Origin of the sequence: Halalkalibacter kiskunsagensis (assembly GCF_037027555.1) — a bacterium.
GTDB lineage: Bacteria > Bacillota > Bacilli > Bacillales > Bacillaceae_D > Halalkalibacter > Halalkalibacter kiskunsagensis.
On the sequence record NZ_JAXBLX010000041.1, the window covers coordinates 1 to 16,588 of the forward strand.

At 36.6% G+C, this 16,588-nt stretch carries 15 protein-coding genes; all 15 read right to left on the minus strand.

Annotated elements, in window-relative coordinates:
- Positions 1–105: 105 nt before the first annotated feature.
- Complete coding sequence (locus SLH51_RS19085) at positions 106–1,074, minus strand: sugar phosphate isomerase/epimerase family protein (RefSeq protein WP_335963070.1); 969 nt, start codon at positions 1,072–1,074, stop codon at positions 106–108.
- Positions 1,074–2,129: a Gfo/Idh/MocA family protein gene (locus SLH51_RS19090; RefSeq protein ID WP_335963072.1), complete on the minus strand. Its 1,056-nt coding sequence runs from the start codon at positions 2,127–2,129 to the stop codon at positions 1,074–1,076. Before SLH51_RS19090 ends, SLH51_RS19085 begins: the two co-directional genes overlap by 1 nt.
- Before the next feature lie 18 nt (positions 2,130–2,147).
- Positions 2,148–3,173, minus strand: coding sequence for a Gfo/Idh/MocA family protein (locus SLH51_RS19095; RefSeq protein WP_335963073.1), 1,026 nt, complete (start codon positions 3,171–3,173; stop codon positions 2,148–2,150).
- Positions 3,174–3,317: 144 nt separating this feature from the next.
- A complete protein-coding gene (locus tag SLH51_RS19100; protein ID WP_335963074.1) occupies positions 3,318–4,043 on the minus strand; it encodes a ThuA domain-containing protein in 726 nt (241 codons plus the stop codon).
- Between the two features lie 251 nt (positions 4,044–4,294).
- Positions 4,295–5,284 (minus strand): LacI family DNA-binding transcriptional regulator, encoded by a 990-nt coding sequence (locus SLH51_RS19105; RefSeq protein WP_335963075.1) that lies wholly within the window; start codon positions 5,282–5,284, stop codon positions 4,295–4,297.
- A 199-nt stretch (positions 5,285–5,483) separates the two neighbouring features.
- On the minus strand, positions 5,484–7,034 hold the full coding sequence (locus SLH51_RS19110) for a response regulator transcription factor (RefSeq protein ID WP_335963076.1): 1,551 nt from the start codon (positions 7,032–7,034) through the stop codon (positions 5,484–5,486).
- Positions 7,015–8,790, minus strand: a complete 1,776-nt coding sequence (locus SLH51_RS19115; protein ID WP_335963078.1) for a sensor histidine kinase — start codon at positions 8,788–8,790, stop codon at positions 7,015–7,017. The genes SLH51_RS19110 and SLH51_RS19115 overlap by 20 nt, the downstream gene beginning before the upstream one ends.
- Positions 8,791–8,909: 119 nt before the next feature.
- On the minus strand, positions 8,910–10,211 hold the full coding sequence (locus SLH51_RS19120) for an ABC transporter substrate-binding protein (RefSeq protein ID WP_335963080.1): 1,302 nt from the start codon (positions 10,209–10,211) through the stop codon (positions 8,910–8,912).
- 95 nt (positions 10,212–10,306) lie between these two features.
- Positions 10,307–11,134, minus strand: coding sequence for a carbohydrate ABC transporter permease (locus SLH51_RS19125; protein WP_335963081.1), 828 nt, complete (start codon positions 11,132–11,134; stop codon positions 10,307–10,309).
- The gene (locus SLH51_RS19130; protein WP_390184027.1) at positions 11,134–12,075 is read right to left on the minus strand and encodes a carbohydrate ABC transporter permease; all 942 of its coding nucleotides are present in this window, start codon (positions 12,073–12,075) and stop codon (positions 11,134–11,136) included. Before SLH51_RS19130 ends, SLH51_RS19125 begins: the two co-directional genes overlap by 1 nt.
- A 196-nt stretch (positions 12,076–12,271) precedes the next feature.
- A complete protein-coding gene (locus SLH51_RS19135) occupies positions 12,272–13,558 on the minus strand; it encodes a homocysteine synthase (protein ID WP_335963083.1) in 1,287 nt (428 codons plus the stop codon).
- Positions 13,559–13,675: 117 nt separating this feature from the next.
- On the minus strand, positions 13,676–14,152 hold the full coding sequence (locus tag SLH51_RS19140) for an NADPH-dependent FMN reductase family protein (RefSeq protein ID WP_335963084.1): 477 nt from the start codon (positions 14,150–14,152) through the stop codon (positions 13,676–13,678).
- A 123-nt stretch (positions 14,153–14,275) separates the two neighbouring features.
- Positions 14,276–14,848 (minus strand): NADPH-dependent FMN reductase, encoded by a 573-nt coding sequence (gene ssuE / locus SLH51_RS19145; RefSeq protein ID WP_335963086.1) that lies wholly within the window; start codon positions 14,846–14,848, stop codon positions 14,276–14,278.
- Between the two features lie 34 nt (positions 14,849–14,882).
- On the minus strand, positions 14,883–15,662 hold the full coding sequence (locus SLH51_RS19150; RefSeq protein WP_390184031.1) for an ABC transporter permease: 780 nt from the start codon (positions 15,660–15,662) through the stop codon (positions 14,883–14,885).
- A 71-nt stretch (positions 15,663–15,733) separates the two neighbouring features.
- The gene (locus tag SLH51_RS19155) at positions 15,734–16,549 is read right to left on the minus strand and encodes an ABC transporter ATP-binding protein (RefSeq protein WP_335963087.1); all 816 of its coding nucleotides are present in this window, start codon (positions 16,547–16,549) and stop codon (positions 15,734–15,736) included.
- Between the last annotated feature and the right edge of the window lie 39 nt (positions 16,550–16,588).

The window sequence follows — 16,588 nt, forward strand, 5'->3', positions numbered from 1 at the left end:
CCTATTCAGTATAGGAATCATCTTCTCAATGTAGCATAGTCTTTTTTTAAAATGTCCTTTACAAAGGGTACACTTTAAAACTGAGTAGTCTCTCTTTGCTAGTATCTATACCCACCACATATTAGAAGGTTTTTGTTCAATAATGATAGAGTTTAGGTTTTTCACCGCTCTTGCAAATCCTTCTTCAATTGACATAATAGGGTCTTCGTGTTCGATGCTAACAACGTAATCATATCCATAAGTACGGAGAGCGCTAATCATATCTGACCACTCTTGGATACTATGACCACACCCTACTGAGCGGAATGTCCAAGCTCTCGTTTGTACCTCCCCGTAAGGTTGCATGTCAATCAATCCATACATATTTACGTTGTCTTGATCGATATATGTATCTTTTGCATGGAAATGATGAATGGCATTTTCTTTTCCTAACAGCTTAATAGCAGCTACAGGATCAATACCTTGCCACCATAAATGACTAGGATCAAGGTTCGCACCAATTGCATCGCACGTCTCTTCCCTTAACTTTAATAGAGTATACGGAGTATGAACTAAAAAGCCACCATGAAGCTCTAGACCAATCTTCACATTATGATCCTTCGCAAACTGCCCCCACTCTTTCCAGTATGGGATTAATTTTTCTTCCCATTGCCACTTTAACACATCACCATATTCATTCGGCCAAGGGGTAACAGGCCAGTTTGGATATTTAGCACCTTCATGATCTCCAGCCGTCCCTGAAAAACAGTTTACGACAGGCACTCCCATAAGGCTAGCAAGTTTAATCGTCTTTACTAATGCTTCATGAGATTCTTTTGCAAATGAAGCCTCAGGAGAAATTGGATTGCCATGACAACTAAACGCACTAATTTCCAAACCACGAGATGTTACTTTCTCACTATATTCTTGACGCAATTCTTCACTCTCTAATAGATTATCAATATCACAATGAGCATTACCGGGATATCCACCAGTTCCAATTTCAACAGCTTTCACACCAGCTTCTTTAACATAGTCTAGCATCTCTTCAAAGTTTCTTTGAGAGAAAAGTACTGTAAATACTCCTAGTTTCATCACAAAATCTCCTTTTCATCTAATTTAACACTCTGACCTGTCTCACTGCTTTTATAAATCGCATCGATAATTTGAGAGACTTGCATAGCTTCATCCGGTTTAACAATAAGTTCCTCGTTTCCTAAGCAAGTATGAACAAAATTACTTGCTAGTGAAAGACCTGGGTCCTCTTCACCTGGAATCCAATCGGCTTTGCTATTAATGAGCATGCCATGCTTTGCCTGATTCAGTTCAAACGGAAATAAATTTAACCCACCAGTTTGCCCAGAAATGCTGACACCCTCAACATCCTCTTTAATATTCGCCGCCCAAGACGTTTCAAATAGCATCGATGCTCCGTTTTCAAACGTAATATAGGCTGTCACATGATCATCTACGTCAAAGGTCTCATGGTTAAAGCTCCCCCATTGATTCACCTGATTAGGCATTTTGCTTAACTGATTGTATGTCTTGCCCATTACTTCAACAGGTTTTGGATTCCCGAGTAACCACAAGGACAAATCCAGGAAATGGCAGCCCCAATCAATAAGACTTCCTCCACCTTGAAGATCTTTATTTGTAAAGACGCCCCATCCGGGAACTTTTCGTCTTCTTAATGCTTGTGCACGAGCTACAATAGGCTCACCGATTTCTTGCTCCAAGATTACTTTTTTTGCCGCCTGAGAATCTTTCATAAATCGATAATGAAAACCAATCGACAAAACCTTTCCTGATTGATCAGCCGCTGCAATCATCGCCTCACATTCATCTGTGTTCATAGCCATTGGTTTCTCGCACAGAACATGAACCCCTGCTTCTAGTGCTGCAATCGTAATTTCTGCATGGAATTTGTTCGGTGTACAAATCGTTACGGCATCTACTTCACTAAACAGATCCCAGTAATTCGTGAATACTTTTTCAATACCAAACTTCCGAGCAGCAGCCTCAGCTGTTTCTGAATTCACATCACAAATTGCTTCAATTGTTACGATGTCTGATAGTTGTTGATAAGCGGGGATATGGCGCCCTTGAGCAATCCCACCAGCACCAATAATCCCCATTCGTAATGTGTTCATCTACTACTCACCCTCACCCTACAAGCTAGTAATTCGTTTTGTTTCATTTGATTCAAGTGCAGACAAGACAACTTGAAGTGACTTCATTCCTTCTTCTCCTGAGACAGGTGGTTCCACATCTTGAAGAATAGCATTGACAAACTGATCAATTACTTGCGTATTATTCTGACCACCGGCTTCATTTGTCTGAATACCACCTAGTTCGTATTTGACCACTTCACCGTTTTTATATTGAACAACAAGAGAATTCACTGGATCATCCTCTAAACGAAGAATGGCATTTTCACCGTATATAATAGTAGAGTTATCTTCTTTTGAAACGTAAGACCAGCTTGCGGCAAGTGTTCCGATAATGCCGCTTTCTGATTTCAATACACATACTGCCGTATCATCAACATCTGCGTTTTGTTTAGCACTTGTCTCAACAAATGCACCAACTTCAACAAATTCTTCACCTAAAATGAATCGTAGTAGGTCTGTTTTATGAACACCAAGGTCTCCCATTGCCCCAATGAACGCTTCATCCTTTTTAAAGAACCAGCTCACTTCACCATCTGCACTCCATCTTTCTGGACCACCATGACCAAACGCGGTACGGAAGCTATAAATCTTGCCCACTTCTCCGTTTTCAATTAATTGTCTAGCTTTTTGATGAGACGGAACAAAACGTTGATTGTGAGCAATCATGAGCTTTTTGTTACTTTCCTTTGCAGTTGCAATCATTTTTTCTGCATCCGCGCGTGAAGTAGCCATAGGTTTCTCACATAAAACGTGCTTTCCTGCTTGTAGCGCTGCAATCGAAACGGGTGCATGTAAATAATTTGGTGTACAAACACTGACAGCATCAACATCTGGACTAGCAAGCAACTCTTCATAGCTCGTATACGCTTTTGCACTATATTCTTTTGCAAATTCATGTACGCGATCTTCTACAATGTCACAAACAGCAACAATTTCTACTTCTTTGTTGTTCGCATACTCAGGTAAATGACGATGTTTTGCAATACTTCCACAACCAATAACTCCTACTTTCATTTTACTCATAATTAATTCCCCCTAAAATTAGTATGTGTTAAAAAGGCTTTACTCCTTGCACACCTCTGTTGGAAACCACTCATACAAAGCTTAAACCATCGAAGTGGGTAGACTCATTGCTTCGATATTGTTCCAAAGGTCAAAATCCGCCCTTTAGTTTTTTGGTTTGATTTCTTCAAGCGGCTTTGCATTACCGTATACAGGCATAGCGCGATCTGTTGGTTTAGCCCACTGTACAGCGTTTGTGATTACACGTTGAATATCCTTGTTATGATACGTTGGATACGTTTCATGCCCTGGACGAAAATAAAAGATTTTCCCTTTCCCACGTTGATATGTACAACCACTTCTAAATACTTCCCCACCTTCAAACCAGCTCATCATTACCAGTTGATCAGGAGCAGGAATATCAAAATGCTCACCGTACATTTCTTCCTTTTCAAGCTCGATGTATTCACCAATGCCTTCAACAATTGGGTGGCTAGGATCCACAACCCAAAGTCGTTCTCTTTCATCAGCTTCACGCCATTTCAAGTCACACGTCGTTCCCATTAACGTTTTAAAGATCTTAGAAAAATGACCTGAGTGAAGAACGATCAATCCCATGCCTTCTAGTACTCGCTTTTTCACTTTTTCAACAATTTCATCAGAGACCTCATTATGCGCAAGGTGCCCCCACCAAAGAAGTACATCTGTCTGGTTCAATACATCTTCTGACAATCCATGTTCAGGCTCATCTAACGTAGCCGTTTTCACTTCTACTTGCTCACTCTTTAGAAAGCTAGCAATCGCTCCGTGAATTCCTTGTGGATAAACATCTCTTACCACCGGGTTCTTTTGTTCATGACGGTTTTCATTCCATACTGTTACATTTAACATGTTAACGCCTCCTAAGTTTTTTTGAAATTATCTGTTTATAACTTGTTTATCTTCACTTCTTAAATTCAATATCAGCCTTACTTTTCCCTATTTACAAAACAATACTAGTTTTTTTGACCATCACCCCCTCTATGAAATCGATCTCACATTTCACCCTATTTTGTAATGATTTCAGGACTAATCTTCGCTTTCTAAAATTATGAAATCGATCTCATATTTCAGAAAAAATAGTTTATGAAATCGATCTCACATTAGATTGATTCTCTAATCACTAACTCGATCGGCAACTCATATACTTGATTTTCAATGTTGGTACTTGGGTTTGCCAACATAGAAATCATTATTTCCATCGTTTTCTTACCGATACCTTTAACTGGTTGTCGGATTGTCGTAAGAGAAGGTTCCACTAATTCTGCAATCGGTAAATCATCAAAACCCATAACAGCGATATCCTCTGGAATGCGCAATTTAAAACTTTTAGCTTCTTTTACAATACCTGCTGCTACTTCATCACTTCCTGCAAAAATAGCTGTAGGTTTGTTCTCCATTGCTAAAATCTCTCTTAAAACTTTTTTTCCACTATCAATGCTTGGTGGATATCGAAACATTGATTTCGAATCTACTTCGAGGCGTGATTCTTTCATTGCATCCATAAAACCTTTTTGGCGATCCGCACCCAGCTCTCCTTCTGCACCGCCACAATAAGCAATGTTCCTGTGACCCTTCTCAATCAAAAAACGAGTTCCCATATAACTTCCTTTATATTGATCAAGACGTATAATTGGAATCTTCGCTTCCGATTGATATTCATTGCACAGAATGATCGGTCCACATTCTTGATAAGATGCAATAGTCTCCAAATCATTTTTAATAGCAGTAAAAATCAAGCCATCGACCTGCTTTGTTTTTAATAAATTTAAAAAAGTAAGTTCTTTATCTTTGTCCTGCTGAGTTTGACAAATCAACAACTGTAAATGGTTTTCTACTGCAATCATTTCCATTCCTTCAATTAGAAAAGGAAAAAATGGATTCGTTAAATTTGGGACAAGTACAGCAATCGTATCTGTCTTTTGCTTTCTCAATCTTTGAGCTGAGGAATTCGGATAATATTCTAATTCCTTCATTGCTTGATAAACGAGTTGCTTTTTTTTATCAGTAACATAAGGATGATTATTAATAACCCTAGAAACAGTTGCTCTAGACAACCCAGCCAATTTAGCTACATCTGCTATCGTTGCCATTCTTTCCTCCTTCCTTTATAAACAGATAAATGTTACAGGAGAAACATCCACTATTTAGATAGCGTTTTCAATAAAATTATTTATCTACATTTTAAAGGAAAAAATTTAAAATGGCAATACATGAATTAATAAAAAGGCAGTTTATTAGAAGTTTTGAACTGCCTCTTTTTGCTTGAGTTACATATAGATGAGATGGTACTTACTGTTGTTTTATCTTTTGATTACGGTACTCACTTGGGGTTTGACCTTCAAATTTTTTAAATACTTTAATAAAGTATTTATCATTCTGATAACCTACAGCTTCAGCAACTTCATATATTTTCAAATAAGGGTTTTCAAGCAACTCTTTTGCTTTGTCAATTCGGATTTTCGTCACGTAGTCCGTTATTGTCTCACGATATTCTTGCTTGAATTTCCGTGAGATATATTCTCTACTCAAGAAAAATCGATCAGCTATTTCTTGGAGCTTCACATCTTTTTGATAATTGTTTCTTACATATTCCTCGATCATTTGAACGCTGTTTTTTTCTTTTTGAAATTTACAATCATAAGCTAATTTCATTAATTCATGAAATTCTTTTTTCTTTTCCTCTTGAAAAGACTCAAAAGAAAAGCGACCATTAACATCCCAATAATTCAATCCTTTTGGAAATGAGCCTCTTTTTTGAATTTCATATTCTTTTAGCCAATGTTCTTTTAATAAATCAAATTGAACTTCCCATACTTCAAGTTGCTCAAGAGTAAAAACATTTCTTTCTTTAAAAATTCGAAAAATCCGCTCTAAGATGCTATTCATTTGATCTACGCTTCCACTTTGAAGCGCCCATTTTATTTCATCTGAATAGTCAAGAAGATCTACGACTTCATAAGGACTACAGTTGTATCGATTATCATCAGCTAAGAGATTGATTTGATTTAATAAGGAAGATGCTGATTCGTATGCCTTTTCTATTCGTTGCGAAGATTGACCTATTGCAACGTTACAAATAACATTTGTTTCTTGATTTATTTGAGAGATAACATTAGCAATTACATCCGATCCATCTGCACTCCCCCACAACAGAATGGCGATTTCTTCCTCTTTTAGCAGATTGCGAAAGGCAACTCCTTGATTTTTACTTGTGCGCAAAGCCTCTTTACAAACTAGTAATACGGATGAGAAAGCAAGTTCTAGGTCACCTTTGTATCTTTTATGAATGAGCATCTTCATAGGAATTAGTGCAACCGTATATGACATAAATGAAATATCTACTTGAAATTCTTTTTCAATTTGGCTAATAATTCGTGTTGATAGCTTGGCTTTGTCTAAACTACCAGATAGAAGGTGATCCCAAACCATCTTTTCATCTTCCAATGTAGATAGTCTAGTTTGATTTTCTTTGTTCCATTCTTTCACAGCCCTAGATAATGTCTTATTCAACTCCTCAGGATTGATAGGTTTTAACAAATAATCAAAACCGCCATAAGTAATACAATTTTTTGTATATTTGAAATCCTCATATCCACTAATGACAATCGTCTTTGAATTTATATTAGAGGCGTCAAGCCATTTTAATAACTCTATCCCATCAAATCTTGGCATACGCATATCCGTAAAAATGAGGGCTGGTTGATGCTCTGCAATTAATTTAATCGCTTCTTCCCCATCTGCCGCTTCCAAAATCGTCTCAATCCCAAACTTTTCCCACTCAGCTAATAATAGAAGACCTTCGCGAACATGCTTTTCATCATCAACAATGATCGCCTTCATAAACATCACCCTCCATCTCTAATGGTAGCTTCATAATGACAAGAAAGCCCCCTGAATTCTGATTTTGAAGTTTTAATAGTGCCTCTCCTGAGTAATAAAGTTGTAACCGAGCATACACATTTTTCAAACCAATATTGGATTGTACTTTATCAGTATTTGGTTCCGCATACAATTGTTGATACACTTCTTCAAGACGCTTCTCAGATACACCCATTCCATTATCGCGTATAACAATAAATAAATATGATTCTTTTTTCTTACATTTTATCTGTATCTCTCCTACTCCATCACGTATATCAAAACCGTGTTTAAAATAGTTCTCGATGATTGGTTGCAAGATCATTTTCGGGACTTTAATATCAAGAGCCTCTGTTTCTATGTCTAGAATATAGTCCAAATCATCCCCAAATCGTTGTTTTTGTAATAATAAGTAGGATTTTGTGTAATTGATCTCTTTTGCTAACGGTACAACATCTTCCTCCATATTCATACTGTATCTCATAATTTGTGACAAATCTGTTAGAGAAGTATAAATTTCTGGCACCTTACTCTTTAACGCCATAGTGCCGATTGATTGTAGCGTATTATATAAAAAGTGAGGATTGATTTGTGAATGCAAAACTTTTAATTGATTTGTTTTATTTTCTAATTCTAGTTTGTATTCTCTATTAATTAAATGATTGATCTTTTCGATCATCACCTTAAATCGCTGACCAAGTACACCAATCTCATCATCTCCAAGAGATTGAAATTGAACTTGCATATTTCCTTTTTCAACTTGTTTAATATTTTGCATTAGCACCCTAATTGGTGATGTTATTTTAAAGGAAACAAAAAAAGTTGCTAAAATAACTAGTGTTAATCCAAGAACACCAAAAATAATATTAATAATAGCTACGCCATACGCACTCTCATATAAAGTGGTATATGGAATTCTTTTTACTAAAATCCAACTGCCCATCGCGTCAGAAATCGCATCATAGACTATCACTCCATGAAAAGTAGAATCTTTCCACTCTATTTTACCACTCGCTGATTCAGATTGATGTAACTCGTTTATCCATTTGGAATGATCATGATCCGATGAGTTATCTACCGAATTATAAATGAAATGTCCTTCTGGTGTTAGGATATAAAATTCCTCTTCATCCTTATTATAAAGAAATTCACTAAGCTCCATAATCTTCTCTGGTTTAACCTCTAAAGTGATGTATGCAAGAACATCATTTGCAGGCACATTTCTAAATGCAAAATGGATGGCAAATGCATTTGATTTTAACGGTTCAATGTAGAGGTTATGAGGATTATTCTTAGCCATTTGATAAGAATCAAAATATGTATCCACTTGCTCTGAATACACAATTGTGGATCGCCTTGAAATCGAAACTAATTTTTGATCTCTGACAATCGACATATACACTTTATTTATACTGTCATCACTATATAAGAGTGTCCGTAGTGTATCGTCAACAATTCCAATTGACAAATAGTCGCTCGTAGAAACAGAAGACTTTCGTAAATAATTCATGATATCTGTATTACTATAAAAAGAAAGCGTGAAATTATTTAAATCTCTTAAATAATTTTCTGTGTTTACTTTCCCTTGATATAAAAGGTTAACATTTTCTTGTATTGATTGGTCCTTTAATGATTCTTTAGTATATAAATACGTCACGATAATCGAAGTACCAAAAGGGATAATCGTTATTACTAATAATAGGATTATTAGTTTATTTCTTATACTTTTTTTGAACAACGATATCCCCCTCCTTAACTTAACTTATCTTAACTTATCTTAACTTACTAGAGTATAAAGCAGAAAGCATATCTACGTATAGATATGCTTCATGCTTTTAATATGGAAGTATATAACTACTACTTTAAATTATCCCAAGTAGCTTGGAATTTTTCTAAAACTTCGTCGTACTCAATTTGCCCTGCTGAGTATTCTTGAATCGCTGCTCCAAAGTCCTTATTTGCACCATCCGGCCATTGGAACCAAGTCCAAGGAATCGTCTTGTCTTCCTTCGAATATTCCAAAATCGATTCACCTAAAGCACCTAATCCTGTTGGTTCCACATTATCTAAAGCTGGAATAAATGCAAACACTTCTGTCATATAACGTTTACCTGTTTCTGAAGTTGTCATCCAATCTAAGAAGAATTTTGCTTCTTCTAGATGCTTCGAATTTTTGTTAATAACATAGCTATTTGGAACCCCAACCGGTAAACGATCTGAATCCGGATCATCACTTAAAGGAATTGGAAGAAATGCCATGTTGATCTCAGGATTAATTTCATAAATCATGTTTTCAGTCCAGTTTCCTTGCTGCATCATTGCAGTTTCTCCTGTGGCAAACAATGTTACTTGCGTATTGTAATCTGTTGTGATTGGATTTTGATTGCCGTAGTTAACTTCTAAATCGATGACCTTTTTAAAGTTTTCAAATTGCTCATTTCCAGTAATTGTTTCTGATCCAGCATCTAAGCCTTCAATAAACGCATCAGGATCTTCTTGTTGAGCGAATGGGACATTTAATAAATGTTGTCCAATAACCCACCATTCACCATAACCAGATGCAAATGCTGTGATACCAGCATCTTCTAACTTTTGTGCTGCTTCTTCTAGTTCTGATATCGTCTTAGGAGTTTCCGTAATTCCAGCTTGTTCAAATAAATCCTTATTATAAATAAAGCCATATCCTTCTAAGTTTACAGGTCTACCATAAAGTTTTCCATCTTCATCAGTCATAGGAACTTTCGCAAACGGCAGTACGTGCTCTGCCCAAGGCTCATCAGAAAGATCAGCTAAATGCTCTTTCCAAAGATCTAATTGTTTAAAACCTCCATTTGTAAAAATATCCGGAGCTTCACCAGAAGAAAATTTTGCTTTTAATGCAGCATCACCATCTGCCCCACCACCAACTGATTCAAGCTTTACTTTAATATTTGGGTGTTCTTCTTCAAATTCCTTAATCATTTCAAGAGCCTGATCATGAATTTCTACTTTGCCATTAAAGAAATTAAGTGTAACAACATCATCACTACCACTTTTGCCTGCGTCTGTATCCCCGCCCGCATCTGTATTACTAGACGTATCTTCTGTGTTCCCACCACACGCAGCAAGAATCCCTACTGCTAACAAAATTGATAAACATAAAACAAAAATTCGTTTCATAATTAATTGACCTCCCTAAAACTTTTAATATATTTTACTTTTGCAGCTATAACTACAAAACTTTTAAACTAATGGTAGTGAGTACATTTAATAAATTACTTAATAGACCCTGATGCGATTCCTTTAATAATATGTTTTTGTAAAAACAAGAAGAAAATAATAACAGGAGTTATCCCTAAAACTAATGCTGCTAGCCCCATATCCCACTGTTTTGTATATTGAGCGAAAAATGAGCTCGTTGCTAGTGGAATTGTTCTTAATGATGCATCTTGCAACACTAGAACAGGTAATAAATAATCATTCCAAATCCATAATGTATTTAAAATGATAACAGTTACTGTAATTGGTTTTAAAAGAGGGAATACAATTCTCCAAAAGACGCCAAATTGCGAACACCCATCAATTCTTGCTGCTTCTTCGATTTCAGTTGGTACCGTTTTCACAAACCCATGATAAAGAAAGAGGGAAAGCGGTACACCAAAACCGAAATACATGATAATAATGCCAGGTAAACTATTCATAATTCCTAAAATACCACCAAGCTTCATAAGTGGAATCATTACTGTTTGGAATGGAATAACCATCGCTGATACAAACCAGATAAAAAGAATTTTGCTGAACTTCCCAGGAGTTCTCACCATCTTCCAAGCTGCCATTGAAGAAATAACAACAAGTCCGACTATGCTAAAAAAAGTAATAATTAATGAGTTAAGGAAGGCTGATGAAAAATCGAGAATCTCCCAAACCTTCGTAAAATTAGAAAACAAAATTTCATTCGGCAATGCCGCAGCATCAACCAAAATTTCCGAGAAACTTTTTACTGAGTTAACCAACACGAAGTAAAAAGGAATTAGAAAGATAAGCCCTAAAAGGATACCGATCACTTCAAGAATAAACGTCTTACTTGTATACCTTGAATTCATTATGCCTCAACCTCCCTTTTCTTCGTAAACATAACTTGTATGGTTGTGACAACTGCTACAACTAAGAAGAATAAAATCGATTTGGCTGTGCCAAGTCCGTAGTTATTATTTGTGAATGCTTCTTGATAGATATTAATCGCAACTGATTGTGTTGAGTTAAACGGTCCACCACCTGTTAATGACAAGTTTAAATCGAATATTTTAAATGCCATTGAAATCGTTAAGAATAAACAAATGGTAAATGCCGGTAAAATTAAAGGGATAATAATTTTCGTTATCGTCGTGTAAGCATTGGCTCCATCAATTTTTGCAGCTTCTAGTAAATTTGAATCAACACCTTGTAGAGCTGCGATGTAAACAACCATCATATACCCGCTAATTTGCCAAGCAAAGACGATTACGATTCCCCAAAAAGCCGTATCAGCATCACCAAGCCAAGGCTGTTGAAAAAATGGGATACCCGTTAAACTCCCAATTGCGGAAAACCCTCTAACAAAAATAAATTGCCAAATGAAACCTAGTAATAATCCACCGATAACATTCGGTATGAAAAATACCGTACGTAAAATATTTTTTGTTTTTAGCGCGGCATTTAGAAGTAATGCTAAGGAAAAACCTATTAAATTACTAATTATTACTGCTGCAAACATGAATTTCACGGTAAAAAGAAAGGAATCATAAAACTTCTGATCATTGGTAAATATTCTTTTGTAATTTTCTAATCCTACCCACTCAATTGCTGAACTAACTCCATTCCAAGATGTAAAGGAATAATAGACTCCCATGAAAAAAGGAATGATTTGAATGACAATAAAGAAAAGTAGTGCAGGCCCAACAAATGCTGCGTAAGATAATACTTTCTTCAACTTCGTGTTACTTTTCACTTCTTTTTTTACTTTTGTTTTCGCTTTCAACCTACCTGTTTCTACAGTTGTATTCAATTTGTTCTCACCGCCCTGTATTGTAATCGCTTTCTTATTTTCATTATAGAGATATTGTAAGGTGTCGAATAGTGACTGTATTGACTAAAAAGGTACACTATTTTGACTTAATGAAAGCGCATTATATATAGAAAAGCCAAAAAGGATCTTGACTTCACTTGAAGTCAAGATCCTTTTTGCATAAAAAAACACCCTTTTAAATTGCTTGTAATCCTTTTTCTAAATCGTTAATAATATCTTCAATCGCTTCGGTTCCAATTGATAACCTGACCATCCCAGGTGAAACCCCGGCAGCTATTTGGTCTTCTTGAGAAAGTTGTTGATGTGTTGTGCTTGCTGGATGAATAATCAAAGATTTAGAGTCACCTACATTCGCTAAATGAGAAAACAATTTTACAGATTGAATTAGTTTTTTTCCTGCTTCTAAACCGCCTTTTACTCCAAATGTAAGAATCGCTCCTTGCCCATTTGGTAAGTATTTTTTCGCTAATTCATAGGATGGATGGCTTTCTAATCCAGGATAATTTACCCATTCAACAGATTTATGCTTCATTAAATAGTTCGCTACAGCAAGTGCATTGGAACTATGGCGTCCCATCCGTAAATGAAGCGTTTCCAAACCTTGAAGTAATAAAAATGAGTTAAATGGAGAAATTGCAGCTCCTAAATCACGTAATAATTGAACTCTCGCTTTAATTATGTAAGCAATTGGTCCAACTGCTTCTGTGTAGACAATACCGTGATAACTAGGATCCGGTTCTGTTAACCCTGGATATTTGCTGCTTGAACTCCAATCAAACTTTCCACTATCTACAATCACACCCCCAATTGATGTACCGTGGCCGCCAATAAATTTTGTCGCTGAATGAACAACAATGTCAGCGCCATGTTTAATAGGCTGCAATAAATAAGGACTCGGAAACGTGTTATCGACAATTAATGGGAGCTGATGGTCATGAGCAATTTTTGCGATCGCCTCAATATCGAGTACATCACCTTTTGGGTTTCCTATTGTTTCGGCATAAATAGCTTTCGTTTTATCTGTTATAGCTTTTTTGAAGTTTTCTGGATCAGCAGCATCAACAAACGAAACATTGATCCCTAATTTGGGCAACGTAGTAGAAAACAGGTTGTATGTACCTCCATATAAGCTTGATGCCGAAATAATCTCGTCCCCTGCCTCAGCGATATTTAAAATAGAGTAGGTGATTGCGGCCTGACCCGAAGCTGTCGCTAAAGCTGCGGCTCCACCTTCTAAAGCAGCTACTCTTTGTTCAAATACATCAGTTGTTGGGTTCATTAATCTTGTGTAAATATTGCCACACTCTTTTAAGGAAAATAGATTTGCTGCGTGTTCCGTATCTTTAAATCCATATGATGTTGTTTGGTATAACGGAACTGCACGCGATAATGTCGTTGGATCTAGCTCCTGGCCTGCGTGAATTGCAAGTGTTTCTAACTGAAACAAGTTTTCTTCTGTCATTATTCCCAGCCCCTATCTAATAAATTCGTAATATTTTCTTACAATTATATACATTTATACTAATAATAGGTTTAGAAACTGTCAATAAATTATCGGAAAATTCTATCGATATTCCATTTAACAAGATTGTTGTTGCGAATAATTTATGCTAGCTATCAGGCGTTCTAGCCCTCTTTCAAATGACGCTCGTTTTTTTTCACTTTTCATATTTGAGGAGAGATCAACCAAATAGATCCCTTTTTCATCACAACCTAGTCTCTTTAAAATAGGAGTTAAAAAACAATCAATCACAGCTAGATGGGCGTGCGTTCCTCCTATTAAGAAGGTAAAGATCGATTTATTAACAAATAAGTTTTCCGGTAAGTTCGTTAATATACGTTTCAAATTTTGATAAGCAGCCTTTTCAACTTGGAATTGTAGAATGATCATGTCGCTTTCTCGAATATAACGAATGAGTTCTTCTGGCGGAAAAGATCGTTCATAGAGATTAATAGAACTTACTCTATGTTTTGAACTTTTAATCCATTTTTTTATATAACTCGTAACACCATCATTTTGTAATGGGTCGTTTCTAATTACTAGTATACGTTTCATCAGCTCTACTCCTTTCTTATAAACCGCCCTACCCCTTTAAGTAATTAAATGTACCACCTAATGAAGGCTCTCTAAAAAGTTGAACCTTTATTAGATAGCACATTTAACATAAATAAAATGTACTTAATTAATTCGCTCTGAAGTAACTTGCTCATAACGCAAAGAATGATAGTTTACCTCTATTAAAAATCCTTCTAACGCACGGTCAACTCTCTTCTTCGTTTCTTCATCAAATTGAACGACTCCTTCTTCATTCCTCTTGACACCTGTTTCTAACGCATAAACTCCATTGCTGATGTTTGTAGACCCTAATGCAGAAAGCACCGGTTTAAAGCTATATTCTATAGTGAGAAAGTGAGCCAAGGTCCCCGCTAACACGAGAGGCAGCACTACTTTATCCACTAAACTTTTTTGCGGGAGTAAATCTAAAAATGTTTTTAACACTCCAGTAAACGATGCCTTATATACTTGACTGGCCACAATGATCGCATCCGCTTCTTCTACTTTCTTTATCGCTTTTTGTACAGGTTCACTATCAAACCGTGCATAAATTAAATCCTCAGCAGGTAAGTCTATTACTTCGAGAGTTTCCACTTTCACCCCTTTATTTTGAAGATGGGATTGTGCATAATGGATTACTCCGTTTAACCTTGATGTTTTCGATGGACTCCCTGAAATAATGATAATGTTTGACATACATATCTCTCCTTAAAATGTTTTTAATTGACGTTTAATGATTAACTTTCCACTTTGATAAACGTTTTTCTAGGCGAAGCAGTAAAAAATTCACGAGCATCCCGAGGGCGGATATTGTTAAAATCCCAGCATACATATACGGAATTTGAAAACTATGTTGGGAATAAATAATTAAATAACCAAGTCCAGCTTTTGCTCCGATCATTTCTGCTGCAATTAAAACAAGAATAGAAGATGCTGCTGCTAACCTTATTCCAACAAACATTGTCGGAACAGCCGCTGGTAATATTACCTTAATAAAAAGCTTGATTGGACTAAGCGCCATCGACCTCGCCGACTTAATCAAGAGTGGATCGACATTTCGAACGGCGCTTATCGTACTGAGAAGAATAGGAAAAGTGCACGCATAGATAACAACAGCAATCTTTGATGCTTCCCCAATTCCAAGTAGTAGAATAAATACGGGCAGAATCGCAAGCGCAGCTGTATTTCGAAATGCTTCAAGTAATGGATTAGCAAGATCTGAAAACCTTCGAAACCACCCAATCGCAAGCCCTAATGGAATAGCTGTTACAACAGCAACTCCAAATCCTGTAACGGATCGTGTCAAACTAGCTGTAATATGTTGATACAATTGACCAGAAGTCACTAACTCCCACCAGCCCTCTAATACGGTTGAAAATGGTGGAAAGAAGGCCACCTCTACTAATCCAACCCTTGGAATAATCTCCCAAACGGCTAGTAGAAAGAGAATTGCAATTGATTTGTTGAAAAAGGTTGTCATGCTAACGGTAAATCGGCTTGTTCTAAACATTGAAATAGGCTGCTTTTTTGGAAAGTGAATCGTCTCATCTGTTCGTGCCAACGCAGTTCCTCCTTTCCACCTTACATAATTTGTTTTTCAAACTTTTGCGCTTTGTCAATTTCCTCATGCAACAATGACCAAATTTCATGCCGATACTTTCCGAATTCTGGCAAAGAGCGTATATCTTTATTAGACTCTAACGGATTAATTGGAATATCAAGGATCTTTTTGATTCGTCCAGGCCTTGACGTCATCACCGCTACTCTTTGTCCAAGAAACACAGCTTCATCAATTCCATGGGTAATAAAGATAATTGTCTTTTTTGTCTTCTTCCAAATGCGCAGTAACTCCTCTTGCAGCGTCTCACGTGTTTGTGCATCAAGTGCCGCAAAAGGTTCATCCATTAACAGAACATCGGGGTCATAAGCTAAGCTTCTTGCTATAGCAACTCGTTGCTTCATCCCTCCGGATAACTCATGTGGATAGCGATCTTCGAAACCATCTAATCCAACTAGAGAAAGATATTCTTTCGCAATTTCGGTTCGCTCTTTTTTTGCATAGCCTTTCACCTCTAACCCGAAGGTAACATTCCCCAAAGCCGTGAGCCAAGGAAAAAGAGCATACTGTTGAAATACAATTCCTCTATTTAAAGCTGGGCCTGAAATCGTCTCTCCATTAAGCTGAATCGTTCCACTGCTTTCGCTTGTCAGACCCCCGATTAAATCCAGCAACGTCGATTTTCCGCACCCGCTAGGACCGACAAGAACGATAAACTCTCCTGCATCAATATCTAAGTTGATATCCGATAAGGCTGTAAACTCTTGTTTTAATTTTTGATTACTACTCTTCACTAAGAATGACTTTGACACATCCCTTATGCTGATTTTCGTTGTCATTTTCCTACACCCCTTTTTCATAAGTTCCCTTTTAGTGGT

What these genes read in the sequence shown, in the direction of transcription:
- SLH51_RS19085 (WP_335963070.1), bottom strand. Translation starts at nt 1,074, where the DNA reads ATGAAACTAGGAGTATTTACAGTACTTTTCTCTCAAAGAAACTTTGAA.
- SLH51_RS19090 (WP_335963072.1), bottom strand. Translation starts at nt 2,129, where the DNA reads ATGAACACATTACGAATGGGGATTATTGGTGCTGGTGGGATTGCTCAA.
- SLH51_RS19095 (WP_335963073.1), bottom strand. Translation starts at nt 3,173, where the DNA reads ATGAGTAAAATGAAAGTAGGAGTTATTGGTTGTGGAAGTATTGCAAAA.
- SLH51_RS19100 (WP_335963074.1), bottom strand. Translation starts at nt 4,043, where the DNA reads ATGTTAAATGTAACAGTATGGAATGAAAACCGTCATGAACAAAAGAAC.
- SLH51_RS19105 (WP_335963075.1), bottom strand. Translation starts at nt 5,284, where the DNA reads ATGGCAACGATAGCAGATGTAGCTAAATTGGCTGGGTTGTCTAGAGCA.
- SLH51_RS19110 (WP_335963076.1), bottom strand. Translation starts at nt 7,034, where the DNA reads ATGAAGGCGATCATTGTTGATGATGAAAAGCATGTTCGCGAAGGTCTT.
- SLH51_RS19120 (WP_335963080.1), bottom strand. Translation starts at nt 10,211, where the DNA reads ATGAAACGAATTTTTGTTTTATGTTTATCAATTTTGTTAGCAGTAGGG.
- SLH51_RS19125 (WP_335963081.1), bottom strand. Translation starts at nt 11,134, where the DNA reads ATGAATTCAAGGTATACAAGTAAGACGTTTATTCTTGAAGTGATCGGT.
- SLH51_RS19135 (WP_335963083.1), bottom strand. Translation starts at nt 13,558, where the DNA reads ATGACAGAAGAAAACTTGTTTCAGTTAGAAACACTTGCAATTCACGCA.
- SLH51_RS19140 (WP_335963084.1), bottom strand. Translation starts at nt 14,152, where the DNA reads ATGAAACGTATACTAGTAATTAGAAACGACCCATTACAAAATGATGGT.
- ssuE (WP_335963086.1), bottom strand. Translation starts at nt 14,848, where the DNA reads ATGTCAAACATTATCATTATTTCAGGGAGTCCATCGAAAACATCAAGG.
- SLH51_RS19150 (WP_390184031.1), bottom strand. Translation starts at nt 15,662, where the DNA reads ATGTTTAGAACAAGCCGATTTACCGTTAGCATGACAACCTTTTTCAAC.
- SLH51_RS19155 (WP_335963087.1), bottom strand. Translation starts at nt 16,549, where the DNA reads ATGACAACGAAAATCAGCATAAGGGATGTGTCAAAGTCATTCTTAGTG.